The following is a 25,789-nucleotide window of genomic DNA, read 5'->3' as shown; positions in this document are numbered from 1 at the left end:
ACATGGGGTATCGGCGTTTCAGACATATGGGCTTAGAGCAGGTCAAGATGGACTTCGCCTTTCTAGCTATGGCCTTTAATCTGAAGAAACTATGTGCTAAGGTTGCTCGAAAGGCGAAAAACACTCCCAAAAGACCTATATCAACCCTCAATCTCGGCCTCATGCGCTTCCACCTCCTCGAAAAACACAAAAATATCCCTCAAAGGCTAAAACCGGTGGCTTAACCAACCCCAAACCAAAACTAAAAGGAGCTGCGCCAAAATTCATTTTGACACAGCCCCTTGACGAAGCTCAAGATATGGATGCAGATGAGTTTTCATTGATAAAAACATTGATGGAGCAAAACGAGGAAATGAGAGTGATCGCAGTTGGGGATGATGACCAAAATATCTATGAATTCAGAGGAGCAAATTCAAAATTATTGGTGTCCGGTAAAATTTAGGAGGTTAGAGATTTGGAACTAAAACCCTTCATATTTCGCAAAAACAACCTTCTAAAAGGGCATTACGAAGAAAAAGGAGTTTGACAATGTTAGAAATGACAGTATGGAAAAATACAAGCCCTCTAATTCAAATTCTCTTGTAATCTGCTATAGAACAGTAGTTTTTGAAGGTTCTTCGATTTTTTACCGGACAGCAATAATTCAAAATATCTTGAGCAGTTCATTTTAGAAAACAACGCTGTAAAACATGATTTGATCGAAAACTACAGAAGCAAAAACAATCTAATAGAGTTTACCAACCAGTTTGTAAAATTGATTCCTCACCGGTTAAAAGAAACTCCAATCGTTGCTAAACAACCCGACAATGGGAAAATAAAATTAGTTCGTTATCAAAGTGAAAATCTGATCAATCCTCTCGTACAGGATATTCTGGCAACCGGACTTACAGGAACGACCTGTGTACTGACAAAAACAAATGATGAAGCATTGCAAATTACAGGCTTGCTTTTGAAAAACGGAATGCAGGCAAGACTGATTCAAACAAACGATGGCTTCAGCCTTTACAATCTTTCTGAGATTAGATTCTTTTTGAACAAACTAAACTTAAGAGACGATATTTTCATCATTGCAGATAACAGTTGGGAGAGAGCAAAAAGGGAACTGATAAACAGATATCATCATAGCACTAAATTACAAGTCTGCAACAACATTATAAAAGATTTTGAGGCAACTAATCCAACAAAAAAATATAAATCTGATTTGGAAGTTTTCATAAGGGAATCCAGGTTAGAAGACTTCTTTAATGAAAATGGGGAAACGATCTTCGTTTCAACAATTCACAAGGCGAAAGGCAAGGAATTTGACAATGTTTTTCTATTACTTGAAAATTTCGATATAACTACAAACGAAGCCAAACGACAGTTGTATGTAGCAATGACAAGGGCTAAACAAAACCTAACGATTCACTTGAACTCAAATTTTCTTGATCATATCTCAGCAGAAAATATGGAGCGGATTGAAGATACGGGAATTTATTTACCGCCAAACGAAATTGCAATACACCTGACTCATAAGGACGTTTGGCTGGATTATTTCCAAGACAAACAGTATCTGATTTCTCAACTTACAAGCGGAGATATTCTGATTGTCGATGAAAAAGGATGTTCAAATTCCGAAGGGCAATCGGTTTTGAAATACTCAAAACAGTTTGCCAGACAAATTGAAAACATGAAGGAGAAAAATTATGTATTAAAAAGCGCGAAGGTTAATTTCATCATTTATTGGCTGAAAGAAGATACCGATCAGGAGATTAAAATTATTTTACCCGAACTTTATTTTGAAAAAATCAGTAGTTGCTATTGTGATAAAGCTGTCTCATCGGAACCTATCGAATGAGTAAGCGACATTGACATTCAATCCGAAAACATCGATGCGGAAGGTAAATTGAAAAGCAGAACAAATCCGGATGATTAGCCTTTATTTCCCAAATACCATATTTAGAAAAATAGAGATGCTAATGACTTTTTCAACATCTATATACACATATACGGTTTAGAGGATGGCAGCAGCAGAAAAAACGGTGCGGAAAAGCCCCTGTTCGTCCAATTCGGCAGGAGTTCCCGTATGCATCACGCCCTCTCGATCCATTAACCATATCCGATCGGCATATTTCTTTGCCAGATCCAGTTCATGAGTGCTCATAACGATGATTTTCCGTTCTTCCGCATGAGCCAGATCTCTCAACATGGCACACACGCTCACCCGGTTAGGTATATCGAGGTGCGCAGTGGGTTCGTCCAATAACATGACCGGGGTTTCCTGAGCTAAAGCCCGCGCAATCATAGAGCGTTGCTTTTCTCCATCGGAAAGTTCGGAAAGATGCCGGTCGACGAATTTTGCCAAACTGCACCTTGCAAGAGCTTTTTGGACAATTGCAACATCCTGTTCGTCGAGTTTTCCCCTGAAACCGGTGTACGGATAACGCCCCATCTCGACAATCTCTCCGACTCGCAAGGCATCGCTGCCCAAGTTCCCGGTCAAAACAATCGAAATAAGCCTTGAACGTGCGGATATAGATAAATCCTTAACCGAAATATCGTCAAACAACACTGCCCCATCCAGCGGTTTTTGCTCCCCGATAATCGTTCTCATCAAAGTGCTTTTGCCACATCCGTTGGGTCCCATCAACATAATAAGTTGCCCTCTATGGGCTGTCAGATTCAGCCGGGCGGAAATAACCTTTTGAGCATTGTTTTTCACGTAACCTGTGGTAAGATTACGTATATACATGCTCTGTATGTCGTTTTTACGTGAAACCATGCTTTATCCGAAGATCTTTCCTTTATGACTTCTTTGCTTCAGGATAATGGCAATAACCACCGGAGCCCCCAACACAGCAGTGATGGAGTTTACAGGCAACACCATACCGTTAGATGGCAGATAAGAAATAATATCGCAAACAAGCATCAAACTTGATCCTAAAAGTAGCGTAGCAGGAATCAAAATACGATGATCCGATGTTCTGAGAAGTATTCTGGCAGCATGAGGAATTGCGATCCCTACAAAAGAGATAGGACCGGTAAAGGCTGTGGTTGCACCGATAATGATACTCGTGACTAAAATAACGGCAAGACTCACATGTCTTGTACGGATACCGATACTCCTTGCATAAGCATTTCCCAGTAATAAAGCATTCAGGTATTTGGGCATCAAAAGCATCAAAGTAAATCCTATCGCACATATAGGAATAAGCCATTGCAATTGAGCCCAACCGACACCGGAGAGGCTGCCGAAAGTCCAAATCAAATAGTTTTGAATGATTTCCGGATCACTGAAATACTGGAGAATAGAGACCATAGAAGAGGCAATAAATCCCACCATAACACCGACGATGAGAACGGAAACCATATCCTGAATACGAAGCGCCACCAGAGAAATAACAAACAAAACTGCCAAAGCTCCCACAATGGCAGATAAGATCATACCTGTATAAGAAAAAGAAGGAACAAGCGATAACGCCGGAAAGAGAGAGGAAGACATTAAAAAGATTGCCACACCGAGTCCGGCTCCACTACCAATACCTAAAATGGAAGTATCGGCGAGCGGATTACGAAACAACGTTTGCATGGCCAATCCTGTAACAGCCACTCCGGCACCGGCCAAAACAGCCGTAATGGCCTTAGGCAGTCTTAACTGCATGAGGATAAAATGAAAAGAAGAGTCAGACAACGGGCGCCCGGAAACGAGCGCACCGAAGTCTGACAAAGGAATAGGTATGCCGGCCATCAGAATATCGGCAATAAATGAAACCACACAGAATAAGATCATGAGACCCATCCATATCATTTGCTGCCTGTTCTTCATCACCGTCATAAACAGAAAAGGTATTAACTAAAAGAAAATAATCTTTTTAGGACTTATGCCGGCAGAAAATGTTTTTTTGAATTTACCGTTTTTGTCGAACACATGTATCTTACCGGTAGATTTATAATCCAACGGATCAGCAATATAAATATCTTTATCGAAAGGATCTATCACGATAGCACGCACATCAGAAATCATGGATGTATCTTGTAAAAAAGATTCCTTTTTCACTTTTAGAGTATTCAAATCCAAGATATTATAAGTCAAATCATTCTTCTTTTTCTCAAAATTATAGACCGTGGTAATATAGTAAGCTTTATTCCCGCTTACCGCCAAAAGGCCGGGCAAAGAACCATCGATGGCTTTTACTTTATCCGTTTTAGGATCATAAACCAAAAGACCTCCATTATCTTTAACATAATCACCATTTCTTCTAATAAGAAACTTATTGTCTTTGATCGGGAGAATAGATGTTGGATTTTTACCGACCTCTATTGTGGAAATATCACCCGTTTTCAAATTTATTTTAGAAAGTGTATTGTCGTAATTAGGATAATTCATTCCTCCGCTGTTGACTACATACACATAACCGTTTTGATAGGCTATACCTTCGGGATTTCTACCTACTTCATACAATTTAGAATCCAATTTGAGCGTAACCGTATCGATAACGCCGACATGTCCATCAAAGAAAGAAACAAAAACCTTTCCCTCTCCTGCTGCAAATTCACGCGGAGCACGATCTTTGCCAGCAGAAATCTCACCCAGCTTGTTAAGCTTTTTATCAGTAATCAGCAATCGACCGGAACCGTAAATCGAAATATAAACTTTGTTTCCATAAACCAATATATCCTGCCCGGTATCGCCCAAAGGTTCGCCATTCATGCGTTTATAATAAAAATCCGTTCCAATTTCATCATGCTTATTATACAGCATAATGGAGGTATTATTTGCCCTGAAATTTCCTTCATTCAGAATATAGGCAAAATTCGTTTTGGGATTTTCGTCCGGATTAAACTCCGGATCCTTATTGTTATCACTGTCGCAACCGATGAGGCTGAATGCAAATACGGCTACCAAAAGCAGCCAGTATTTTTTCATAAAAATCGATTTCATAATTTTCAAATTAATTGATTTGATATGTTAACTTTAATTCATAGGTACGTCCCGGCATCGGATAGAAGCGAATAACCTCATAATTTTTATCGGTCAAATTTCTGACCGTTGCCTGCAACGTATATTCATGTTTTTTGATAGAGAATGGAACAGATACGGAAACCGTATGGTCTCTGTAAGCCTTGATACGGTTATGAACCGTATTTTCGTAGCTTGAATACCGAACGCCACTGGCTATCATATTATAGCTTATGTTACAGACCGGCAAAGACAATAGCATCTGCAAACTGCCGGAATGACGGGGTATATAGGGTATCTGTGCTTTATAGACACTCTGTGAAGGGTTTGTTACGTCGATAACCTTTTGATAGCTGTAATTGCCATTAACAAACAGCTCCCAGTTTTTCTTTAACCTGAATGATGTTTGCACACTCAGATCGATACCGGAAGAATTCACTTTATCCAGATTGACCATACGCCATATAAACATGGTGGGTATGGCTACGATTTTATCTCTGACATTGTATTTGTAAGCATCGACACTAAGGGAAAGATTTGTAAACCACGAAGAAAGTGCAGCCTGATAAGTAACACCTAAATTAAACTGATGCCCATTCTCGGGATTTAAGCGGTTATTTCCGATACGATCATAATAAAGTTCATTAAAAGTAGGTAACCTGTATATCTGCTTCCAGGAAGTTCGGAAACGGATATATTCACTTTCCCATGGTTTCCATATCAAACCGACATGTCCTGTGGTGGCATATCTGTTTTTAGCCGCATCTCCTTCTTTTACGCTTTCATGGGTGAATAAAGACAATACGCCGGCAATAGCGATAATACGTGCTCCCTGATATCGGGCTTGCAGATGATTTACAGCAGTGTGCCTTGCCGGTTCGTTTTGCGCCGGCAAAGTATTAGTCAGAGTATTATACCAATAGTCCGAAGCAAAGGCAAAATGCCATCTCCGGGATCTATTGGCATTATTCAGAGATGCCGACAGATAGTATTCGTTTTCCCAATACTTATCATTCTTTTCTCCACCTTCATATTTATTGGAAATATCGCGATAGTGAGTGTAATGATGGTTATACTTCGCATATACGTTCAACCTCAACGGACTGTTATCAAAAACCTGCTCCCATCGCCCCTGCATCCTTATTTCCTGATCCCAAAGTCGTTCGTTGTTATAGTCGTTATAATAAACCACCGACCCCGGCAGTCCGCGGTTAGAATTAAGATAAGAAGTTTGCAGCGTAATCGACGTATTTCTCCAAGAGCCGAAATAATCTATCGAGGAGATCAGTCTTTTAACATCGGAATTCGTTCTCTTTCTCTCTTCTTTTCTCTTACCCAGATCGACAGTAAACGGATAATTGCCGGAAGCCTGTTCCCAATTAACCTGCCACGCTATGGAGCTGTGCTCACTCAAACGAAGTGCAGCATAAACAACAGGGTTAATCAGGGCATAAGAACCGGCACGAATAGAGACATTCAGAAGACTGTTTCTCATGTCAAAAACAGGGTGTCGGGAGGTAAGCATCAAAGCTGCAGGATTCATGGCAATACGTGCCGGCAAATCCAACTGCACGGGAGAACCGCCGGTAAGACTGATTTGCTCCAGACGGCTTAATGAGATCTGCCCCAAATCCACCTGTCCGCTACTTATATTACCAATGGCTATACCATCTACGGCCACTCCTGTCATTGTAGCATCGAGTCCGCGTACCGAAACGGTTTTAAGCCCCCCTACGCCACCATAGTCTCTGACGGTAACACCGGAAAACTGTTTAAGCGCATCGGCCAAACTCTGTATACCCATGCGCTCAAGATTTGCACGTTCAAGAGTTTGCTGCGGCACAGCCACAGACAAACCGCTCTGCTTTCGCTTCTTTTTTACATCGATATTTTTCAGATGATAGACCGTATCTCTGCCTATTGCCTCCGGGGGTTGGGGCAAATTATAATGCTGAGCAGCACTCTCCGTGGATATTGCCGTAAAAAATAAAATAGCAATAACCTTCGTAATCAATAAAAAGAGGAGAAATCTCCCTAAATATTTTTCCTTTTGAAGTATCATTATTTCTTCAAGACAATTACACGTGCCCCTAAAGATTGATTAGATGACTGACAGGGCAGGTATTCTGACTTATCACCAATGCTTTTTCTCCGATATTCAGCCTTCCCATTTTCACAGTGACTGAAATGGATTTTTACGAAAAAGCAGAGCCTTATACAATACACAATCACATAAGGATGATGCTTACAGCTACGTGTTAGTATCGGTCTCTCACCGATTTCCCTAATGGATTACGAATATAAGAATACATAAACCATTAAATTACCCCGGCAATCTATTATGCAGATAAAGATAATGCTATGTTTTCGATAAAAGCAAATATGGAAATCTTTAACAGAAGATTTCTTTTAACGACCGATAGAAAAACAGGTTGACGTGTACTGAAAAATTCTCTGCCTGATGGTTGAAAATTCTTCAGGCAAAGAAAAAAAATCCAAGTTAACTTCGATAAAAATCCGTCAGGCAGAGAATTTTAACCGTTGCGCAAAACGTTTACTTGCTTGAGGATTAATCAATTAAATAATGTCCGATATTTTATATGAATACGCCGGCCGGATTATTATTTATAATTTATCCATTCATGAAAAAATAAATTTTCACCCTTTTCACCTCCAAATGCCTTGTGAGTTGCTTCAATTCTGAATATGCAACGGTCGCCCGTAACTTTTACCGGACGATCGAATTGGATGATAAATGCCGTTTGCGACTTTCCATTTTTGCCGGTATATTCCTCGATTGTTTGAACGGAACGAACAGCCAAAGGTTCTTTATCTGCAAATAATTGGAACTGAATATCATCCTTAAGAGGTGAAATATCTTCAATATCACCGGTTTCCAAAAATTTACCCATACTCATCGGACGAACATAGGCCATTAAAAAAGGAGAGCCTCCAATAACTTCAAAAACCCGAAAACCGTATAATTCCAATCGGTCGTAACGGGGATTTATCGTTAAATCTCTGTCGGCAACTACGTTCCATGCCCAAAATTCCAAACGCAGATTTTCAGCGGTAAGAGGTTCAATACCAAACATCCGTTTAGATAATGGATGTTCATTCAGACGTATGGCAAGCAGTGCAATATATCGCCCTTTTTCCACCTCTTGGAGTTTGTAATGTCCGGTTTTGTCAGAAAAAGTCATTTTTGCCGGATTAAAATTTTTTTGCATCAATATGACGGCGCAACTGTCAATGGGATTTCCTTCAAAATCCGTAACTTGCCCTGAAATAACGATTTTATTATCATCTTGAGCAAATAGTTTGCCTCCTAAAACAAAAACCAACAACAGTAAAAGAATCCTTTTCATTTATTTCAAAACAAAATTTATACTTCATTTTCATTTCATGGTCAAGACACTATTTTCCACTTACAAATAATACAATACCATAAAAATATCTAAGCTTTCTTTTCATCCGAGTCCAGCGGTAGAACCAGATTGAGCACTACTCCTATTACAGCCGACAATCCGATACCGGTCAGAGAAAAATTACCCCATTTGAAAATAGCACCGCCGATACCGAAGGTCAGCGTAAGGGAAACGATAACAATATTTCTTGTGGAATTGAGATTAACACGGTTATGAATCATACTGGAAACGCCGGCACTGGCAATCGTGCCGAAAAGCAACAGCATGATACCGCCTAAAACAGCAGGAGGAATGGACTTCAAAAGAGCACTTATTTTACCGATAACGGAAAAAACAATCGCTGTAAAAGCTGCTATGCGGATAACCTGAGGGTTGGTGACCTTAGTCAATGACATGGCACCGGTAACTTCGGAATAAGTTGTTACAGGGGGCCCTCCGAGAAAACCGGCCACGAGGCAAGCCAACCCGTCTCCCAACAAAGTGCGATGAAGTCCCGGATCTTTGACAAAATCTTTTTGGGCAACGGTATTGACTACATAAACGTCCCCTATATGCTCAATAACCGGAGCAATAGCAACAGGAATCATATAGACGATGGGTTCCCATGAAAATTTCGGGAAACTGAACTGCGGAAGACCGATCCAGCCGGCCAATTGAACTGCACTCAAATCAATCTTGAAAAAAAGAATAGCAACAAGATAACCGACAACGATACCGGAGAAAATAGGGATCAACTTCCACAGTCCTCTTCCCCATATAGTAACGAGTATCGCCGTAAGTAAAGAAATGGCTGCCAGGATCCAATTTTCCTCTGCCATTTTCACCCCCGTTCCGGCCAAAGACAAACCGATAAGGATAATAACCGGGCCGATTACGACAGGAGGGAATAATTTGTCGACTACCTTTACCCCACGCCATTTTACCAGTGAACTGATTGCAAAATAAACCAAAGCAACACCGACCATACCGGATAATGTGCCGGCCAAGCCATATAACTCCGTCGCACTGATAATGGGAGCAATGAAAGCAAAGCTGCTGCCTAAGAAAATCGGTACTTGACCTTTGGTTACCAAATGAAAAATCAGAGTGCCTATTCCGGCGGTAAAAAGAGCAGTAGAAGGATCTAAGCCGACCAACAGGGGAACCAGTACGGTAGCACCGAAAGCTACGAATAAGAATTGGACTCCGACGAGTCCTTTTTTCACAGGGGATAGATTAACTGTATCCATAAATCAACAATTGTATTTCTCCAATGGCAAAAAAGCGTATATACTTCAACGATTCCATTTCTCTGCAAAGATAGGCCTTCAACCGGATTTTTTTATCGATTTAGTATTTGATTGTGGTAATGATTGTTGAACAGCAAATCAAACTTTAATTTATATACGGCTGTTTAGCAGAAAAACAATCGTATATGAAAATCGTAATCTTAGACGGATTTGCAGCACAACCCGGAGATCTCGACTGGAGCGAAATACAATCACTTGGAGAATGTGTTATTTATGATACCACTTCTACAGAACAACTTCACGAACGAATATCGGATGCAGAAATCGTCTTGACCAATAAGACTCCGATAAAGGCAGAAGACATGGACCGGTCACCGGAACTGAAGTATATCGGAATCATGACAACCGGAACCAACCTGATAGATATACAGGCGGCACGCGAACGCGGCATCGTGGTTACAAACCTTCCGGCTTATTCTTCGGAATCCGTTGCCCAAATGGTTTTCTCGCATCTTCTTAACATTGTCATGTCGGTAAACAAATACAATGAATTCATTCATAAAGGTCTGTGGCAAAAAGAACAGCCGATGGATATGAGGCGTGCGGATTATATCGAGGTCTATGGACAAAGCATCGGTATCGTAGGCTTCGGAAACATCGGTTCTGCTGTGGCTCGTATAGCACATGGTTTTGGTATGAGCGTCCTTGTATATACTTCCAAACCTCAAAAACAGCTACCGGCCTATTGCAAATCGGTCGGCCTGAAAGAGTTATTCTCTTCTGCCGATGTGGTAAGCCTGCATTGCCCGCTTACAGCGGAAACAAAAGGATTAGTGGATACCGATAAATTAAAATCGATGAAGCCGACAGCTATACTCATCAATACAGCGAGGGGAGCTCTGGTGGACGAAGAGGCACTAAAAACGGCCCTGATAAACGGCAGGATTGCAGCGGCAGGATTGGACGTATTATCGGAAGAACCTCCCGGCTGTGAACATCCTCTATTCAATCTTCGAAATTGTTACCTCACCCCACATGTCGGATGGGCAACAAAAAATGCATGCAGACGAATTGCAGACCATACGGCCAAAAACCTGACTGCTTTTCTTTCGGGAAATCCGATCAACACCGTTCTCCGGTAAAATCGATTGTATAAAACAATCCTGCCCGAGCCATAGATAAAATAAAACAGGCTATCCTTAAAGTTGCTCACTTTTCGGATAGCCTGTTTCTTATGATATAGAGAATATCTTTTACCTTCTCTAAAGATGATTACTCTGCACTTTCTTCTTTGTTTGCAGTCTCTTCTTCGGCTTCAGCAGATTTTTCTGCTTCATCCTTGGCATTAATCTCTTTTACATTTTCAGAGATTACCTTAAATGGAATTTCAACAGAAACTTCTTTGTGCAGACGAATTTGTGCCACGTAGTCTCCAACTTCTTTAACGGCATTTTTCAAAACGATGATCTTACGATCAACTTCAAAGCCTTTCTTAGCCAGTTCTTCTGCAATCTGAATGTTGGTTACAGAACCGAAGATTGTGCCCAAAGAACTTGTTTTAGCCTCAATAACAAGGCTTACGCCTTCCATCTTCTTAGCTTTTTCTTCAGCTTGTCTTTTGATCTCCGCGATCTTGTGAGCACGCTGTTTTAAGTTCTCAGCCAATACTTTTTTTGCCGATTCTGTAGCAACGATAGCTTTACCTTGGGGGATTAGAAAGTTACGGCCATAGCCGTTCTTGACGGTGACGATATCGTCTTTATAACCAAGATTGATTATGTCTTCTTTCAAAATAACTTGCATATTCTGTCTCCTCGTGGTTTAATTATTTCATGTTGTCTGTTACGTAGGGCAGCAAAGCCAGGTGACGGGCACGTTTAACGGCTCTTGCAACACGACGTTGGAACTTGAGTGAAGTACCGGTGATACGACGAGGCAAAATCTTACCTTGTTCGTTCAAGAATTTCTTCAAAAACTCAGGATCCTTGTAATCAATGTATTTAATACCGGCTTTCTTGAAGCGACAGTATTTTTTCTTCTTATTATCTACCGACAGCGGAGTGAGGTAGCGAATTTCTGATTTTTGTGCCATTGTTGTTAGTTCTGTTCTTTGTTAGACTGTTGTTTCAAACCTCTTCTTTTTGCAGCATATTCGGCAGCAAACTTATCTTGACGGAAAGTCAGGAAGCGGATTACGCGCTCATCGCGACGATAGTTCGTTTCGAGCAGTGCGATAGTCTGAGGTTCGGCTTTGAACTCAACAAAATGATAGAAACCGGTAGATTTTTTGTCAATAGGGTAAGCTAATTTCTTCAGTCCCCAATTCTCTTCGTTCACGATTTCTGCACCTTCTTTGCGCAATAAATCAGTGAACTTTTCTACCGCTTCCTTCATCTGAGGTTCAGACAAAACGGGAGTTAAGATGAAAACGGTTTCGTAATTGTTCATTGTTAATTAAATATTATGTGAATAACGCCCGCAAAGATACAACTTTCTAATAAAATATCAAAGAGATATATTACTTACAACAGTCAAGGTATCACAATGTTATGAGATTCATTGTGAAACTCTGTTAAGGTTTTTCTGCTATTCTACTGTCGATAAGATCGATTATAGCCTCTTTTTCTGTCGGATCAAACCAATGAATATCACCCTGCCTTTTCCACCACGTAAGCTGTTTACGAGCATAAACACGACTGTTTTTCTGTATCTGCCTGATGGCTTCTGTCAAAGAAATATCACCATCCATATAAGCAAACATTTCTTTGTATCCGACGGTATTCAATGCATTCAGATTTCTATTCTCGTAAACAGCACGAGCCTCTTTTTCCAGACCGGCTTCGATCATCTTGCAAACACGCCGGTTGATGCGCTCATACAACAAAGGACGAGGCAATATAATGCCTATCTTAAGAATATCGAACGGACGCTCTTTTTTAGCCCTGGTATGATAGCTGCTAAACGGCCTGCCCGTACTCAAACAGATTTCATAACCGTGCAGTACTCTTTTGTAATTTTTCTTATCGACATTCTTATAATAAACCGGGTCAAGGTCTTTCAACTCTTCCAATATATTCTCCAGACCTTCCTGTTCCCAACGGGTATATACCGCTTTCCTGACTTCAGGCTTTACATCCGGAATATCATCGATACCATGGCATAAAGCATCCACGTACATCATCGAACCTCCCGTAACCAAGGCAATATTGCGTTCTCGAAACAAGATGTTCAACAGACTCAAAACATCCTGTTCATAAAGACTGGCGCTATATGCCTCCGTAATAGACTTTGTGCCGATGAAATAATGTTTGCAGCTATTCAAGTCTTCTGAAGAAGGAGCTGCCGTACCAATCGGTATCTCCTTATATACCTGTCTCGAATCTGCCGAAATAACATCAATATTATAATGTCTGGCCAAAGCAATCGCCAAATCCGACTTCCCCACTCCCGTGGGGCCAATCAGAACGACCAATAAAGGTTTCTTTTCCAATGAACTAAAATAAATTGCTTTTCTCAGTATAAGTCGTTGAGGCCGGTTTCATCCAATGAGCTATACCCCTCGGCATCCAAATCGTCCACATCGACCTCTTCGTCCATAAAATCCTCTCCGAATTCATCACCGGCCCTGGCAGCAGCCGGTGTAAACTCTTCAATTGCCGGTATCGATGTTTGTTCGGGCGCATCCCCTTCGGATAAGGTCATCACAGGTTTCTTCAGCGATTTCCCCGGAATCATTTCTGCCAATACGATGAAAAAGCCTCGCTCCGCAAGCATATCGAATACATAAAACAGCTGCTGTTGCTCCTCCTCGAGCAAATCTTCCAAACGGGTTTTATCCATCGTATAGCAATCTTCATCGGAACCGGTTTCTCTTTCAAATAGCGATATCTCCAACTTCCTGTTCCATTCTTCATCGCACAAATAGAAAGTAGACAATTCGCTCTTGTCGTAATTTACACTTTCCACAATAGCATGATGAAAATCCAAAAACGAGGCATCCGAATTTATATGTATTTCGCGCTTAAAAAAGTCATCTTCTTCACTTAAAAGTACAAAACGGTATATCATAAAATCAAAATATTGAGAGTTTATTCAAATGTAAAAAATTATCCAACATCAGTAGCCTATAATTCGCTCAGCAATAGATTCGTATCCATATTTTCCAGGCTCAACCGACTAGCCTTCATCGCTTCCCAATGGGGCTTAAAGCTAACAGTTTTATCTACAAGAAAATCTTCAGTGCCGCTCTTATCAACCATTGTAAGCAGTGCCCCCACAGTCAGTTTGCTCGAATCCAAAGCCGGTAGATAATACCTCTCTTCATTCTCCCCATAATTAACCTGAATGATGGCTCCAACCTTAAGCAAAACATGAATGGCTTTATTGGCCAGCTTGATGGGTATGCAGCATTCGTTAGCCAGTTTATCTGCACGGGAAAGAGATCGTTCTCCGCCATTAACAAAACGTTTTACGATACTGGACATCATCACAATAAGAATGAAATCAAAATATCTTCTGGAAATATTTTTTGTTTCTTTCTCAAAAGCGAAGTTATCTATGTTCTGTATGGAAAAACACAACTGTGCCCCAAACAAAGTAATCGTCCACGAAAGATTGATCCAAAGCAGCAATAAGGGAAACACGGCAAAGCTCCCGTAGATTGCATTGTATTTTGAAATCCACATCACCCCGTTTATATAGAGAAACTGGAATATCTGAAAAGCAATACCCGACAAAGTACCCGAGATCAAGGCCGGCAAAAATCTTACTCTGACGAAAGGCAAAACCATATACATCACGGTAAATCCGATTATAACCATAACATACGGGGCCAAATTCAACAGATTGTTTAGAAAAGGTTGGATAAAAATATAATCTGAAAAGAATGTATTATTAAATGTTCCCATCATAATGGTAAGACCGCTCGACACTATGATAAGTAACGGAAGCAGGATCATAAAGGCCAGATAATTAACGATTTTACTTCCCCATGTTCTTCTTTTCTGAGCTTGCCAGATTTTATTGAAAGTCTCTTCTACAACTGCTATCAGGTTTATAACCGTGTAAAGTAAAATAATAAGACCTAATCCCAGAAAAAGGCCTCCCTTGATTTGAGCAAAATAATTTTCGACCGACTGAAAAGCCATTTCCAACTCATGCTGGTGACTCGGCAGATATTCCAATAAAGCACGATAAATAATTTCCTGTAGTCCAAAGCCTTTTGCAATACCTACAATAACAGCCAACAACGGCACAATGGATAAAACCGTGCTATAAGTCAGAGCAGAAGCTTCACGTCCCAAATTTTCGTTAACATACGATTTGCCGGTCATAATCAAAGCCTTGAGAGCATTAAAAAAGAAACCCTGACTTTTATTAAGATCCTCATCCGTCATCCGCCACATATCGATGGAAACGAATTTTATCCAACGAAAAATTCTTATTCGCATCCTGCGGATACTTTTTTTTATTCTATGCCTCTTTTGACTCATACACAGGAATAAATTAAAAAAGGAAGCAGCAGACCTGTAAGCCGGGTTCTGTGCCTGACGGCTCACGAGCCCTCAGGTGTCTGTCATTTATCTTGGCCATCGGTCGCCCGGTGGCTCCAGCGATCTACCCCCCGACATCGGACGAGTAACCCTCAAGCGCCGGTGTACATGATCTTACAACTCACAATTCGTACGGCATGCCTCGTCACCGAAGCATCCGGTAAGCTCTTACCTTACCTTTTCACCCTTACCTCCACTCCTTATGCACAAGGCATATACAGCGTTTTATACGGCGGTTCTTTTCTGTTACGTGCAATCTACCCTCACAGATAGCTTCCCGTTAGGAAGTGTGATACTCTATGTTGCCCGGACGTTCCTCATCGTAACGATGCGACAGACCGGTCTGCTGCTAATTATTATCTATAAAGATACGATTATCTACCTTTTTGTGACCTCGACTTTCTCAGTAGGTGCTATATTACGGTTTCTTTTTTCAACTTCCTCCACAACTCTTTGAGCCAAATGGGCAAAAGCCATACCCGTAATACTGTTTTCATTCATAGCCACAGGCTTGCCGGCATCGCCACTTTCACAGATGCTTTGTACAATCGGTATCTGTCCGAGCAAAGGTATTTCCAATTCTTCAGCCAAACGTTTACCTCCCTCCTTACCGAAGATATAATATTTATTCTCCAGTAACTCGGCCGGTGTAAACCAAGCCATATTCTCAATAAGTCCCAAAACCGGCACTTTAATTTTCTCATCCAGAAACATATTGATACCCTTCAGAGCATCAGCCAGTGCAACCTGCTGAGGGGTCGTTACCACAACAGCCCCGGTAAGCCCCAATGTCTGCACCAGTGTCAAATGAATGTCGCTTGTACCGGGAGGCATATCCAAAATAAAGTAATCCAATTCTCCCCAATTACCTTCCCGGATCAGTTGCCCCAAAGCATTGCTGGCCATAGAGCCTCGCCATAAAATAGCATTTTTCGGATCTACGAAAAATCCGATAGAGAGCAATTTAATACCTTCTGCCACTACTTCAGGAGCAATCAGTTCTTTTCCGTCCACACTCTCCAATACGGGGCGAGCATCTTCGCAGCCAAACATTTTGGGCATAGAGGGACCAAAAATATCTGCATCCAATAAACCTACTTTATAACCTGCTTTTGCCAAAGCCACCGCAAGATTGGCAGAAACCGTGCTTTTGCCTACACCGCCTTTTCCTGAAAAAACGGCAATGGTATTTTTCACATTAGGCAGGATAGGTGTTTGTTTGACTTCTTGAACTTCCGGATAAACAGCCGTTATATTTCCCTTTATCTCCACTTCGGGTCCCACATAGGTAAGAACAGCCGTTTCTGCAGCTTTGATTACCGATTTTGCGAACGGGTCGTTCGGTTTATGAAAGATAAGCGAAAAGCTCACTTTATTTCCATCAATTCTTATGTTGTCTTCAACCATCTCGGCGGTAACCAGATCTTCACCGGAACCGGGATAGCGAACTTTCTTTAATGCATCGATAATAAGTTGAGGATATAATGTCATTTTTATCTGTTTTATTTTGTTGTTGAATAATTACGCCCGAAACTTCTATAAGAGTCGAATTCGATCTCTATATCCGGCTCCGTTAATGGTATCGATTTATCTCCCGGCTTAAAACATAGATACTTTATGGTCAATCCGCGATCCAGCCATTGTTTCTCGTAATAAGTCCGTATATCGGGAACATTCAGATGTTCCATCGTAACTCCATGATACAAATCATCCGTGTCGGCCATCACAGCCAAACCGTTCAATTCGATCATCGCTTTCGTATAGGTATATAAAAAAGCACTGTCTGTCTTAAGATGTATCAGTCCTCCGGGAGAAAGCACCGAGCGGTAAATATCCATAAACCGGGTGGATGTAAGCCGTTTATTAACTTTCTTCATCTGAGGGTCCGGAAAAGTAATCCATATCTCACTGACTTCTCCGGGAGCGAAAAAACGGTCCAACATTTCAATTTCCCCCCGTACAAAGGCTGCATTTTTGAGCTGCTCTTCCAAAACAATCTTTGCACCGCTCCAAATACGTGCACCTTTGACATCCATACCGATAAAATTAACATCAGTATTCCGGCGAGCCAAACCTACGGTATACTCGCCTTTACCGCAGCCCAGTTCGATAACAACGGGATTATTATTTTTGAAAAAATCTGCGTGCCATCTACCCTTAAAAGGGAACTCCTCATTTCGTAAACGCGCAAAAGGATATTGAAGCACATGAGACATGCCTTCCAGTTCGGCAAATTTTGCCAATTTATTTTTACTCATCAGTAAAGCGCCTTCCCTGTTTTGTTGCCTACCGGTTATTCTTCGTACATGCCTATGCTTTCGCAATAAGCCATCTCGCCCAATACGACCTGACGAATATCGTCTTCTTCATATTTACCCATACCGTCTTTTTGCGCATTCTTCAGCACATAAGAGAGTAACTCATCTTCATCTATTTCCACAAATTCCTCATCGCTCTCATTGGCCAGCTCCAAAAGTCCACGGCTTTCGTAGTAATCATAAATCAGATCGATCAGATATAAAATTTGATCTTCATCGAATTTTTCTTTCAGATCCTGAGAAATATAGTTTCTTACGTATGCTACAGCCGCAGCATCATCATAAGGTATCATCTCTTCCATAACTCTATCTCTTTATAGTGAAACCAATAGTCAAAGATAAGACATATTGGGCACAACTCTATATCCGGCCAAACGTTCTACGGGCACAGAATACGAATAAAAGAGAAAAACGGCCTTAAAAAAAGGAAGTCTCTCTCTTTCAATAATATAAATACGAAGCATGAATCTATTTCTCGGCAAATTCCATCAGGTATGCCTTAATAAACTCATCGATCTCGCCATCCATCACGGCATTCACATCGCTTGTCTGATAGTTTGTCCGGTGATCTTTAACCCGCCGGTCATCGAACACATAGCTCCGTATCTGCGATCCCCACTCTATTTTCTTCTTACCGGCTTCTACCTCCGCCTGTGCCGCTCTTCGTTTTGCCAGCTCACGGTCATAAAGCTGAGAACGCAAAAGTCGCATGGCATTTTCACGGTTATCGGTCTGAGAGCGGCTTTCTGTGTTTTCGATCACGATCTCTTCCTGTTCACCGGTATCGGGGTCTTTATAGTTATAATGTAAACGAACCCCCGTTTCCACCTTGTTTACGTTCTGGCCTCCGGCACCGCTGCTGCGGAAAGTATCCCACCAAAGATCAGCCGGGTTTACCGTTATTTCTATGGAATCGTCGACTAAAGGAACGACGAAGACAGAAGCAAAACTGGTCATACGCTTGCCCTGTGCATTGTATGGCGACACTCTGACAAGCCGGTGAACTCCGTTTTCGCTTTTCAGAAAACCGTAGGCCTGATCTCCCTCTATCTGCATCGTAACCGTCTTTATTCCGGCATCATCTCCATCCTGCCAGTTCGTTATCGTCAGTTTATAGCCATGCTTATCCGACCATCTCTGATACAACCGGACTAACATTTGCGCCCAATCCTGACTTTCGGTACCTCCCGCACCTGCATTTACTTTCAGAACAGCCCCGAAATTGTCTTCTTCGGCACGCAGCATATTCTTAAGCTCGGCGTCTTCAGTAAAGGATATAGCCTGAGCATAAGCATTGTCTACCTCTTCCTCCGAAGTTATCCCCTCCTTACAATACTCAAAAGCTAACTGAACTTCCTCAACGGCGCTGTTCACTTCTTCAAAAACAGCAATCCACTTACGCAAAGTTTTCACCTTTCGCATTTGCTCTTCCGCTCTTTTATTATCTTCCCAAAAGGCGGGGTCTGCCGTTCTTAATTCTTCCTCTTTTAATTGGATACGTCTGTTATCGACGTCAAAGATACCCCCTCAGCGCATCACGGCGCTCCAACAGATCATTCAGTTGGTCTAATGTAATCATCGTATAATTTTGATTAAAAAGTAATAATATCTATTTATCTATTGTGAATAAACTCCTCCAAATGTTCGGTAACATCGTAGGTCTCGTTATACATCTCTTCAATCTCTTTTGCATAACGTTCATTGATAACCTTGCGCTTGAGCTTGAGCGTATTGGTAAGCAAACCGTTTTCTATAGAGAACGGCTCCGTCAAAATGGTAATACGCTTAACTTTCTCGAACCGTGCCAAAGATGCCTGTGCTATCTCTATATGCCCCATAAGCAACCTGTTGACCTCATGATCTCCGGCCAGATCTTCTGCAGTTCTGTTATTTACAGAAACACCTCTTTCGGCAAGTTTCTTCCGCAGCACATCCCAGTTCGGATAAATCAGAGCACTCACAAATTTGTATGTGTCTCCGATGGTTGCCGCCTGTTCAATAATGGGATCATTGAGCAAAAGCCCCTCGATCATCTGCGGAGCCACATACTTTCCATTAGCTGTTTTGAACAAGTCTTTTATCCGTTCCGTAAAATAAAGCGTTTTCCCTTCTATACGTCCGGCATCTCCCGTCCGGAAAAATCCGTCCAGTGTAAAACTTTCCTGATTAGCCTGCGGGTTATTGAAATAACCGCTTGAAATACTCGCTCCTTTAAGTAAGATTTCATTATTTGCCGGATCGATCTTCACCTCCAATTCCGGTACAATATCTCCCACGGAATAAATATCGAATTTATTTCTACTGTAACAACTTACCGTTGCGGTGCTTTCCGTAAGGCCGTACCCGCAAATTATAGGGAAATTGACCGATTGGAGAAAAACGTTAATCTCAGTGCTCAAAGGCGCTCCTGCCGTCGGGAAGAAACGCCCCTGTCCCAAGCCGAGCACCCGTTTGATTTGACTGAATACCATTTTATCATAAAACTGAAACAGCAGGGTCAATCCCAATGGAGCTCTCTTCCCTTTCGTTTCATACTCCACACGGTAACGGTTGCCTGTTTTCAGGGCATGGCGATACAGGTGCTGCAAAAATTTGGGGCTGTCATCGATTTTCTGCTGTACACCGGCATACACTTTTTCCCAAAAGCGAGGCACATTGCACATCAATGTGGGCTTTACCTTAGGCAACGCCTGCAAAATCTTTTTAGGATTGCTCAAAATAGCAACAGTAACTCCCTGGCTCAGGCAATAGTACGTCCAGGCTTTTTCAAAAATATGACTAAGCGGCAGAGCACACAAACTGGTATCCCTTGATGTGATAAAATCAAACATCTTTGTGTGTACGGTCAACTGGTGGATAAAATTGCTATGATGCAGCATGACCCCTTTACTTTTTCCCTGAGTGCCGGAAGTATAAATAATAACGGCCAAATCGGTGACTAAAGCATTAGCCGCCGAAACTTTCGCCGCAACCTCATTATGCATCGAGTCTCCCAAGCGAACGAATTCATTAAAAAAAATGGAAGTCTTGTCCTCGGGATGTAAAATGACATTTTCATCAAAGATAACAATGCGTTTTATCTGATCGGACTGTTGCTGCACGTAGAAAGCATTGTTATACTGGAATTGCTCTCCCACGAAAAGAGTTTGAATATCGCCATCCTCCACCACAAACTGAACCTGTTCGGGCGAAGCTGTCGCATACAACGGAACGGAAACGCCACGCATCATATAAATACCGAACTCCGTGTAAAGATAGCGCACCATATTTTGAGAGTATATCCCTACCCGTTCTTCCGGTTTAAGCCCTATCTGGTTAAAAGCTTTCGCCACATTGATCACTCCCCGCCGAAAATCATCACCGGTCAATTTGTCCCAATGCTGAGTCTCTTCATTATAATGTTTAAGAACTGTTTTATTGGCAAACGAATCGCAGATTCGTTGTGGAAATTCAGCCAAATGGTATATCTGCATCATTTTTATTGTTTAGAGTGAAACAACGAATAAAGATATGAACTAAGACTTTAATGCCGTAAGAACGGCTCCAGCAGCGCGTTCGGAACAAGGAGTATTTCCCAGTTTTTCATAAACATCCCGATAACCTTTGATCTGACGGGTACGCTCGGCACCTTCGGATAAAACGGCTTTCAGATGTGTGGCAATATTGTCTACCGTTACCTCATGAGCAAGCAGCTCCGGTACCACATCGAAATCCGCCACCAAATTGACCAATGAAAAATATTTAATGGGAAACAAATATCTAAATCCCCAGCGGATTATCCGGGAACCGCCGGCACGATAGCAAACGACCTGCGGAGTACCTAAAAGACAGGTCTCCAAAGTAGCCGTGCCCGAAGTAACCAGTGCAGCCCTGCTTTTCTCCACCAGTTCATAAGTGGCTCCAAAAACAATCTCCACTTTTCTGTCTTTCAAATACGGGGCATAATCTTCCATGGTCAGGCCGGGAGCACCGGCAATAACAGGCCTTACGCCACCGACTGAAGCAACGGCCTCCAGCATATACGGCAAATTGGTTGCAACCTCTTGCCTGCGACTGCCGCAGAGAATCGCCACAACCGGTTCACCTGTTTCGATATTCAAGTTCAACTTCGGCTGTGCCGTTACACGATAATTATTTACAGCATCCACACACGGGTTACCCACAAAAACCGTCTTAATGTCGTATGGCTTAAAAAAAACGGTTTCAAAAGGCAATATACACAAAAGAGTATCTACATATTTCTCCAGTATTTTCACTCGCCATCTTTTCCATGCCCATACTTTGGGAGAGATATAATAGACAACAGGGATACCCAGCAGATCGTGAACATAAGGAAGAATATACTTAAAATTGAATGTACCGAAATCCACCGGAATAACCACATCCGGATTAAATTCCCGAATAGCTGACTTCACCTTTTTTGCGGCATCTGCGATCTCACCCAAATGTCTCAGAACAGGTAGAAAACCCATATAGGCCACTTTTCTGTAATGTACTACCGGCTCGCAGCCGGCTGCTTCCGTCATCAAATCGCCACCCATAAAACGAAATTCGGCCTGCGCATCTCTGCCGGCAAGCGATTTAATAAGGTTAGAAGCATGCAAATCTCCCGAAGCTTCGCCGGTAATCAAAAAGTACTTCATTCAAAATCTTATTCGACTCGATTATCGCAGTCAACCATTTCGCACAATTCCTCCAGAAAGCGGTAATCGGTCATATCCACATTTACAGGCGTCAAAGCTACATACCCCTCTTCCAAGGCCTCCAAATCTCCGGGAAATTCCGGTGTTTTGTTAACCTGATGCCCCTGCATCCAGAAAACTTCCTTGCCGCGGGCATTGACGCTGCGCATATATTCGTTGGTAAAACGTCCATTCGTCAGCGGGCACACATGTATACCTTTCGGTTTTTCTTTGGGTACATTCATAGACAACAGCGTATTCTTGGGCAAACCGTTTTCCAAAATCATGGAAGCAATCTTCAAAGCCCACTCACAAGCGTATGTAGTATCGATTTCCTCGGCATGGTCATTCAGCGAAACGGCCAGAGAAGGAATACCGCAAACAGTTCCCTCCATGGCTACCCCCAACGTGCCGGAATAGAGCACGCAAACTCCATCATTACGTCCGTGATTGATACCCCCCACAACCAGATCCGGTTTTTCGTCCGCAAAAATCGTATTCAGAGCCAGCTTGACACAGTCCACGGGTGTACCGGTAGAGCTGTATACGGTAAGGCCTTCTTCCTGATGACGCAGCTTCATGGTAATCGGCACAACCGATGTAATAGCCGATGAAAAACCGGAGCGTGCACCGTCCGGGGCTACCACCGTCACATTGCCCAAAGGCATCAATGCTCTCATCAAAGCTTTTACTCCGGGAGCTCTGAAGCCATCATCGTTAGAGACCAATATTTCATATTTCTTTTTTTCTTTCATAGTGTCTTATCAATCTTAAATAAAATAAAAAGGGCGCAGCTCAAAAACTGTGCCCTTGAAATATTTACTGTGCATCCTCCGGGATTATGTCATCCAGTCTTACTACATATTTCAGGGCCGAATATGAAGGGATACGGTATTCCATGTTCATACTTTGCCCGTAAGCCATATACCACGGAACAATCAGTTCCACCTCGTCTCCTTTCTCCATGTTCAGCAAACCGATACGCATGCCCAGCGTTACATTTCGGCCGGAATCTCCGCGATAGACAGCAAAACGTTCGCCCGTTTCACTGGAATAATTATCATATACAAGGAAATGTTTGCCTTTCTCTCCCAATAAATATATTTTGAAATGGATGTCTACACGACTCGTAAAAATAGGCTTCTGATTCGTTTTTCCCTCCTTGAGCCATTTGGCATAAACATACTTATCGCCGATCAGACCGTCCATCGTAATGGCCTTATACTCGGCGTTGCCTTTGTATTCCCTGAAAGCTCGCTCACTGTTTAAGCGGTTTTGTTCTTCTGTATTTATTTTGTCATTACAGGATGCAAAACCCAGTAAAACAAAAAATGCCAGTAATAATTGCAGGAATTTAGTTCTATTATTCATAAGTCAATATCTATTTAATCTTCTGTAGAAGACTGCGCATGGAAACAGATTCGCCGATGATATGTCTCAATTCCGAGATATTCACACGCTCCTGTTCCATCGTATCCCGATTTCTGATTGTAACGGTATTGTCTTCCAGTGTTTGATGATCCACAGTAATACAAAATGGCGTACCGATAGCGTCCTGTCTTCTGTATCGTTTGCCGATAGAATCTTTTTCATCCATCTGACAGGCAAAATCGAAACGAAGATCTTCTATAATCTCTTCCGCTTTTTCGGGCAGCCCGTCTTTCTTGACCAAAGGCAACACGGCCAGTTTCACAGGAGCCAAAGCGGGTGGCAGCTTCATCACCACACGGGTTTCTCCATTTGGCGTGGGCTCTTCCGCATAGGCTCCGAAAATCAGACTCAGGAACAAACGGTCTACACCGATGGACGTTTCTATCACATAAGGCGTATAATTCTCACCCAACTCCGGATCGAAATATTGCATCTTCTTGCCACTGAATTCTTCGTGACGCTTAAGGTCGAAATCGGTACGGCTGTGAATACCCTCTACTTCCTTGAAACCGAAAGGCATCTTAAACTCGATGTCTGTAGCTGCATTGGCATAGTGAGCCAGTTTTTCGTGGTCATGAAAACGGTAATTACACTCTCCCAATCCAAGAGCCAGATGCCAGTTCAAACGCGTATTCTTCCAATAGTCGAACCATTTGAGTTCTTCACCGGGGCGAACAAAAAACTGCATTTCCATCTGTTCGAACTCGCGCATACGAAAAATAAACTGGCGGGCTACGATTTCATTTCTGAAAGCCTTACCGATTTGTGCTATACCGAAAGGTATTTTCATCCTTCCCGTCTTCTGTACGTTCAGGAAATTCACGAAGATACCCTGTGCCGTTTCGGGACGGAGATAAACCTTCATGGCAGAATCGCTCGTAGACCCCATCTCGGTGGCAAACATCAGGTTGAACTGACGCACCTCCGTCCAATTACGCGTACCGCTAATGGGACAAACGATCTCACAGTCCAGAATCAGTTGGCGCAAAGCCTCGAAATCGCCATTGTTCATGGCTTCGGAAAAACGGGTATGTACCTCATCGTACTTCTTCCTGTTTTCCAGCACACGCGGATTGGTTTGCCTGAATTGTTCCTCATCGAAGCTGTCGCCGAACTTTTTACGTCCTTTGGCTACCTCTTTATCTATTTTTTCCTCGATCTTAGCCAAATAATCTTCTATCAGCACATCCGCACGATAGCGTTTCTTAGAATCTTTATTGTCTATCAGAGGGTCATTGAACGCATCCACATGTCCCGAAGCTTTCCAAATCTTAGGGTGCATGAATATGGCCGAATCTATGCCCACCACATTACGGTGTAGCATGGTCATGGCCTGCCACCAGTATGTTTTTATATTGTTTTTGAGTTCGGAGCCATATTGTCCGTAATCATATACAGCCGCCAAACCGTCATAAATTTCAGAAGAAGGGAATACATAACCGTACTCCTTACAGTGAGAAACTATCTTTTTGAAAAGATCCTCTTGTTGCGCCATCGGGTCGTTCTTTTTTTATAGATAAAGTAATAATGATTATCTAAAAATCACCATTTTAATAAAACTTTTACAAAGTAACTAATTTTTATTGAATGAGGTTTACCAAAATTTCAGGGGATTGCTTAAATCAAAAGGAACATCGAAAATATTTCGCATGGAAATAACCGACGAAAAACACAACTTCTTCCGAATGCAGAAAACATTGGGAAACAAGGTTGACGTTTACTTGACGTGTACTGAAAATAAGGTTTTGAAGAAAAGCCGAAATTCTCTGCCTGACGGTTGAAAATTCTTCAGGCAAAGAAAAAAAATCCAAGTTAACTTGGATAAAAATCCGTCAGGCAGAGAATTTTTATTCTTTGCGCCATGGATTTTTATTGTCCTCAACTTTTTTCAATACACGTCACACGTCAACGTCAACGTCACACACGCCACTCATCATACCCATACCGATAAATCTTAAGTATGATAAAAACACACAATAAAACAGAGCTGCCACAGTACGGAAAAATATCTCGACTGAAAACATACCTGAATATTGCTCATCTTTTATCTCCGAAGCCCACATTAAAAAAAGCACAATAAAAGATAAGATAGCCATTAAACGTTTAATCGATAGTATTTTATATTAAGGCTAACAAGGCTTTTTGTTACCTTTGCTGCGTTGTGCATTTATATATATGGTATATTGCACACCATAAAAAAGTCAAACAAC

General features: G+C 41.9%; 24 protein-coding genes, 1 other RNA gene, 1 pseudogene and 1 riboswitch. Of the genes and pseudogenes, 4 read left to right on the top strand and 22 right to left on the bottom strand.

Features of this window, described 5'->3' with window-relative positions; all coding sequences use genetic code 11:
- From A3GI_RS10750 to A3GI_RS0106150, 3 genes and pseudogenes are all read left to right on the top strand, one after another.
- The coding region (locus A3GI_RS10750; RefSeq protein WP_018360599.1) for a transposase at window positions 1-224 on the top strand (224 nt) is incomplete at its 5' end.
- A 56-nt stretch (window positions 225-280) separates the two neighbouring features.
- A pseudogene (locus tag A3GI_RS11430) lies at window positions 281-415 on the top strand (UvrD-helicase domain-containing protein); the annotation flags it as partial.
- Window positions 416-694: 279 nt separating this feature from the next.
- Window positions 695-1,837 (top strand): 3'-5' exonuclease, encoded by a 1,143-nt coding sequence (locus tag A3GI_RS0106150; protein WP_018360597.1) that lies wholly within the window; start codon window positions 695-697, stop codon window positions 1,835-1,837.
- A 156-nt stretch (window positions 1,838-1,993) separates the two neighbouring features.
- Here the strand turns inward: A3GI_RS0106150 and A3GI_RS10745 are convergent, their stop codons facing one another.
- From A3GI_RS10745 to A3GI_RS0106120, 6 genes are all read right to left on the bottom strand, one after another.
- A complete protein-coding gene (locus A3GI_RS10745) occupies window positions 1,994-2,731 on the bottom strand; it encodes an ABC transporter ATP-binding protein (protein WP_162151352.1) in 738 nt (245 codons plus the stop codon).
- A gap of 33 nt (window positions 2,732-2,764) precedes the next feature.
- A complete protein-coding gene (locus A3GI_RS0106140; protein ID WP_018360595.1) occupies window positions 2,765-3,814 on the bottom strand; it encodes a FecCD family ABC transporter permease in 1,050 nt (349 codons plus the stop codon).
- Between the two features lie 18 nt (window positions 3,815-3,832).
- Window positions 3,833-4,906, bottom strand: coding sequence for a YncE family protein (locus tag A3GI_RS0106135; RefSeq protein WP_147277716.1), 1,074 nt, complete (start codon window positions 4,904-4,906; stop codon window positions 3,833-3,835).
- 25 nt (window positions 4,907-4,931) lie between these two features.
- Window positions 4,932-7,001 (bottom strand): TonB-dependent receptor, encoded by a 2,070-nt coding sequence (locus tag A3GI_RS10740; protein ID WP_018360593.1) that lies wholly within the window; start codon window positions 6,999-7,001, stop codon window positions 4,932-4,934.
- A 37-nt stretch (window positions 7,002-7,038) separates the two neighbouring features.
- Window positions 7,039-7,281: riboswitch (cobalamin riboswitch) on the bottom strand.
- Between the two features lie 279 nt (window positions 7,282-7,560).
- On the bottom strand, window positions 7,561-8,307 hold the full coding sequence (locus A3GI_RS0106125; protein ID WP_018360591.1) for a carboxypeptidase-like regulatory domain-containing protein: 747 nt from the start codon (window positions 8,305-8,307) through the stop codon (window positions 7,561-7,563).
- An 89-nt stretch (window positions 8,308-8,396) separates the two neighbouring features.
- Complete coding sequence (locus tag A3GI_RS0106120; RefSeq protein ID WP_018360590.1) at window positions 8,397-9,596, bottom strand: uracil-xanthine permease family protein; 1,200 nt, start codon at window positions 9,594-9,596, stop codon at window positions 8,397-8,399.
- A gap of 185 nt (window positions 9,597-9,781) precedes the next feature.
- Here A3GI_RS0106120 and A3GI_RS0106115 point away from each other — a divergent pair, with 185 nt between their 5' ends.
- Window positions 9,782-10,738, top strand: coding sequence for a D-2-hydroxyacid dehydrogenase (locus A3GI_RS0106115; protein ID WP_018360589.1), 957 nt, complete (start codon window positions 9,782-9,784; stop codon window positions 10,736-10,738).
- A 130-nt stretch (window positions 10,739-10,868) separates the two neighbouring features.
- Here the strand turns inward: A3GI_RS0106115 and rplI are convergent, their stop codons facing one another.
- The 16 genes from rplI to A3GI_RS0106035 all read right to left on the bottom strand — a co-directional run bounded on the left by rplI (window position 10,869) and on the right by A3GI_RS0106035 (window position 25,074).
- Window positions 10,869-11,399, bottom strand: coding sequence for a 50S ribosomal protein L9 (rplI, locus tag A3GI_RS0106110; protein ID WP_018360588.1), 531 nt, complete (start codon window positions 11,397-11,399; stop codon window positions 10,869-10,871).
- A gap of 22 nt (window positions 11,400-11,421) precedes the next feature.
- Complete coding sequence (gene rpsR, locus A3GI_RS0106105) at window positions 11,422-11,688, bottom strand: 30S ribosomal protein S18 (RefSeq protein ID WP_018360587.1); 267 nt, start codon at window positions 11,686-11,688, stop codon at window positions 11,422-11,424.
- Window positions 11,689-11,693: 5 nt separating this feature from the next.
- Window positions 11,694-12,044, bottom strand: coding sequence for a 30S ribosomal protein S6 (rpsF, locus tag A3GI_RS0106100; protein ID WP_018360586.1), 351 nt, complete (start codon window positions 12,042-12,044; stop codon window positions 11,694-11,696).
- Window positions 12,045-12,168: 124 nt separating this feature from the next.
- Window positions 12,169-13,086 (bottom strand): tRNA (adenosine(37)-N6)-dimethylallyltransferase MiaA, encoded by a 918-nt coding sequence (gene miaA, locus A3GI_RS0106095; protein ID WP_018360585.1) that lies wholly within the window; start codon window positions 13,084-13,086, stop codon window positions 12,169-12,171.
- Window positions 13,087-13,109: 23 nt separating this feature from the next.
- Window positions 13,110-13,664: an IS1096 element passenger TnpR family protein gene (locus A3GI_RS0106090; RefSeq protein WP_018360584.1), complete on the bottom strand. Its 555-nt coding sequence runs from the start codon at window positions 13,662-13,664 to the stop codon at window positions 13,110-13,112.
- A 56-nt stretch (window positions 13,665-13,720) separates the two neighbouring features.
- On the bottom strand, window positions 13,721-15,046 hold the full coding sequence (locus A3GI_RS0106085; protein ID WP_018360583.1) for a YihY/virulence factor BrkB family protein: 1,326 nt from the start codon (window positions 15,044-15,046) through the stop codon (window positions 13,721-13,723).
- A 63-nt stretch (window positions 15,047-15,109) separates the two neighbouring features.
- Window positions 15,110-15,498: RNase P RNA component class A (gene rnpB / locus A3GI_RS11240), an RNA gene on the bottom strand.
- Between the two features lie 28 nt (window positions 15,499-15,526).
- A complete protein-coding gene (locus A3GI_RS0106080; RefSeq protein ID WP_018360582.1) occupies window positions 15,527-16,639 on the bottom strand; it encodes an Mrp/NBP35 family ATP-binding protein in 1,113 nt (370 codons plus the stop codon).
- 11 nt (window positions 16,640-16,650) lie between these two features.
- Window positions 16,651-17,406: a tRNA (guanosine(46)-N7)-methyltransferase TrmB gene (trmB, locus tag A3GI_RS0106075; protein WP_018360581.1), complete on the bottom strand. Its 756-nt coding sequence runs from the start codon at window positions 17,404-17,406 to the stop codon at window positions 16,651-16,653.
- Between the two features lie 35 nt (window positions 17,407-17,441).
- A complete protein-coding gene (locus A3GI_RS0106070) occupies window positions 17,442-17,768 on the bottom strand; it encodes a hypothetical protein (protein ID WP_018360580.1) in 327 nt (108 codons plus the stop codon).
- Window positions 17,769-17,934: 166 nt separating this feature from the next.
- Window positions 17,935-19,045, bottom strand: a protein-coding gene (prfB, locus tag A3GI_RS0106060) for a peptide chain release factor 2 (RefSeq protein ID WP_115087327.1) whose coding sequence is annotated in 2 segments (ribosomal slippage) — window positions 17,935-18,981 and window positions 18,983-19,045 — 1,110 coding nt in all. Because the reading frame shifts where the segments join, the coding sequence is not laid out codon by codon here.
- A 34-nt stretch (window positions 19,046-19,079) separates the two neighbouring features.
- A complete protein-coding gene (locus tag A3GI_RS0106055) occupies window positions 19,080-20,939 on the bottom strand; it encodes an AMP-dependent synthetase/ligase (RefSeq protein WP_025079424.1) in 1,860 nt (619 codons plus the stop codon).
- Between the two features lie 42 nt (window positions 20,940-20,981).
- Window positions 20,982-22,109, bottom strand: coding sequence for a lipid-A-disaccharide synthase (gene lpxB / locus A3GI_RS0106050; protein WP_018360576.1), 1,128 nt, complete (start codon window positions 22,107-22,109; stop codon window positions 20,982-20,984).
- 8 nt (window positions 22,110-22,117) lie between these two features.
- Window positions 22,118-22,903 (bottom strand): 5'/3'-nucleotidase SurE, encoded by a 786-nt coding sequence (surE, locus tag A3GI_RS0106045; protein WP_018360575.1) that lies wholly within the window; start codon window positions 22,901-22,903, stop codon window positions 22,118-22,120.
- 64 nt (window positions 22,904-22,967) lie between these two features.
- Complete coding sequence (locus tag A3GI_RS0106040; RefSeq protein WP_018360574.1) at window positions 22,968-23,519, bottom strand: FKBP-type peptidyl-prolyl cis-trans isomerase; 552 nt, start codon at window positions 23,517-23,519, stop codon at window positions 22,968-22,970.
- Between the two features lie 10 nt (window positions 23,520-23,529).
- Window positions 23,530-25,074: a glycine--tRNA ligase gene (locus tag A3GI_RS0106035; RefSeq protein WP_018360573.1), complete on the bottom strand. Its 1,545-nt coding sequence runs from the start codon at window positions 25,072-25,074 to the stop codon at window positions 23,530-23,532.
- Window positions 25,075-25,789: the final 715 nt, after the last annotated feature.

Source organism: Porphyromonas macacae DSM 20710 = JCM 13914 (assembly GCF_000379945.1).
Taxonomy (GTDB): Bacteria; Bacteroidota; Bacteroidia; order Bacteroidales; family Porphyromonadaceae; genus Porphyromonas; species Porphyromonas macacae.
This window is presented reverse-complemented; position numbering and strand designations above follow the sequence as displayed.

Coding starts and splice junctions, on each gene's coding strand:
- A3GI_RS0106120 (WP_018360590.1), bottom strand. CDS start 9,596: ATGGATACAGTTAATCTATCCCCTGTGAAAAAAGGACTCGTCGGAGTC.
- surE (WP_018360575.1), bottom strand. CDS start 22,903: ATGAAAGAAAAAAAGAAATATGAAATATTGGTCTCTAACGATGATGGC.
- A3GI_RS10745 (WP_162151352.1), bottom strand. CDS start 2,731: ATGTATATACGTAATCTTACCACAGGTTACGTGAAAAACAATGCTCAA.
- A3GI_RS0106035 (WP_018360573.1), bottom strand. CDS start 25,074: ATGGCGCAACAAGAGGATCTTTTCAAAAAGATAGTTTCTCACTGTAAG.
- lpxB (WP_018360576.1), bottom strand. CDS start 22,109: ATGAAGTACTTTTTGATTACCGGCGAAGCTTCGGGAGATTTGCATGCT.
- A3GI_RS0106085 (WP_018360583.1), bottom strand. CDS start 15,046: ATGCGAATAAGAATTTTTCGTTGGATAAAATTCGTTTCCATCGATATG.
- rpsR (WP_018360587.1), bottom strand. CDS start 11,688: ATGGCACAAAAATCAGAAATTCGCTACCTCACTCCGCTGTCGGTAGAT.
- A3GI_RS0106070 (WP_018360580.1), bottom strand. CDS start 17,768: ATGGAAGAGATGATACCTTATGATGATGCTGCGGCTGTAGCATACGTA.
- A3GI_RS0106055 (WP_025079424.1), bottom strand. CDS start 20,939: ATGCAGATATACCATTTGGCTGAATTTCCACAACGAATCTGCGATTCG.
- A3GI_RS0106135 (WP_147277716.1), bottom strand. CDS start 4,906: ATGAAAAAATACTGGCTGCTTTTGGTAGCCGTATTTGCATTCAGCCTC.
- rplI (WP_018360588.1), bottom strand. CDS start 11,399: ATGCAAGTTATTTTGAAAGAAGACATAATCAATCTTGGTTATAAAGAC.
- A3GI_RS0106125 (WP_018360591.1), bottom strand. CDS start 8,307: ATGAAAAGGATTCTTTTACTGTTGTTGGTTTTTGTTTTAGGAGGCAAA.
- A3GI_RS0106140 (WP_018360595.1), bottom strand. CDS start 3,814: ATGACGGTGATGAAGAACAGGCAGCAAATGATATGGATGGGTCTCATG.
- A3GI_RS0106040 (WP_018360574.1), bottom strand. CDS start 23,519: ATGAATAATAGAACTAAATTCCTGCAATTATTACTGGCATTTTTTGTT.
- A3GI_RS0106115 (WP_018360589.1), top strand. CDS start 9,782: ATGAAAATCGTAATCTTAGACGGATTTGCAGCACAACCCGGAGATCTC.
- A3GI_RS10740 (WP_018360593.1), bottom strand. CDS start 7,001: ATGATACTTCAAAAGGAAAAATATTTAGGGAGATTTCTCCTCTTTTTA.
- rpsF (WP_018360586.1), bottom strand. CDS start 12,044: ATGAACAATTACGAAACCGTTTTCATCTTAACTCCCGTTTTGTCTGAA.
- trmB (WP_018360581.1), bottom strand. CDS start 17,406: ATGAGTAAAAATAAATTGGCAAAATTTGCCGAACTGGAAGGCATGTCT.
- A3GI_RS0106080 (WP_018360582.1), bottom strand. CDS start 16,639: ATGACATTATATCCTCAACTTATTATCGATGCATTAAAGAAAGTTCGC.
- A3GI_RS0106090 (WP_018360584.1), bottom strand. CDS start 13,664: ATGATATACCGTTTTGTACTTTTAAGTGAAGAAGATGACTTTTTTAAG.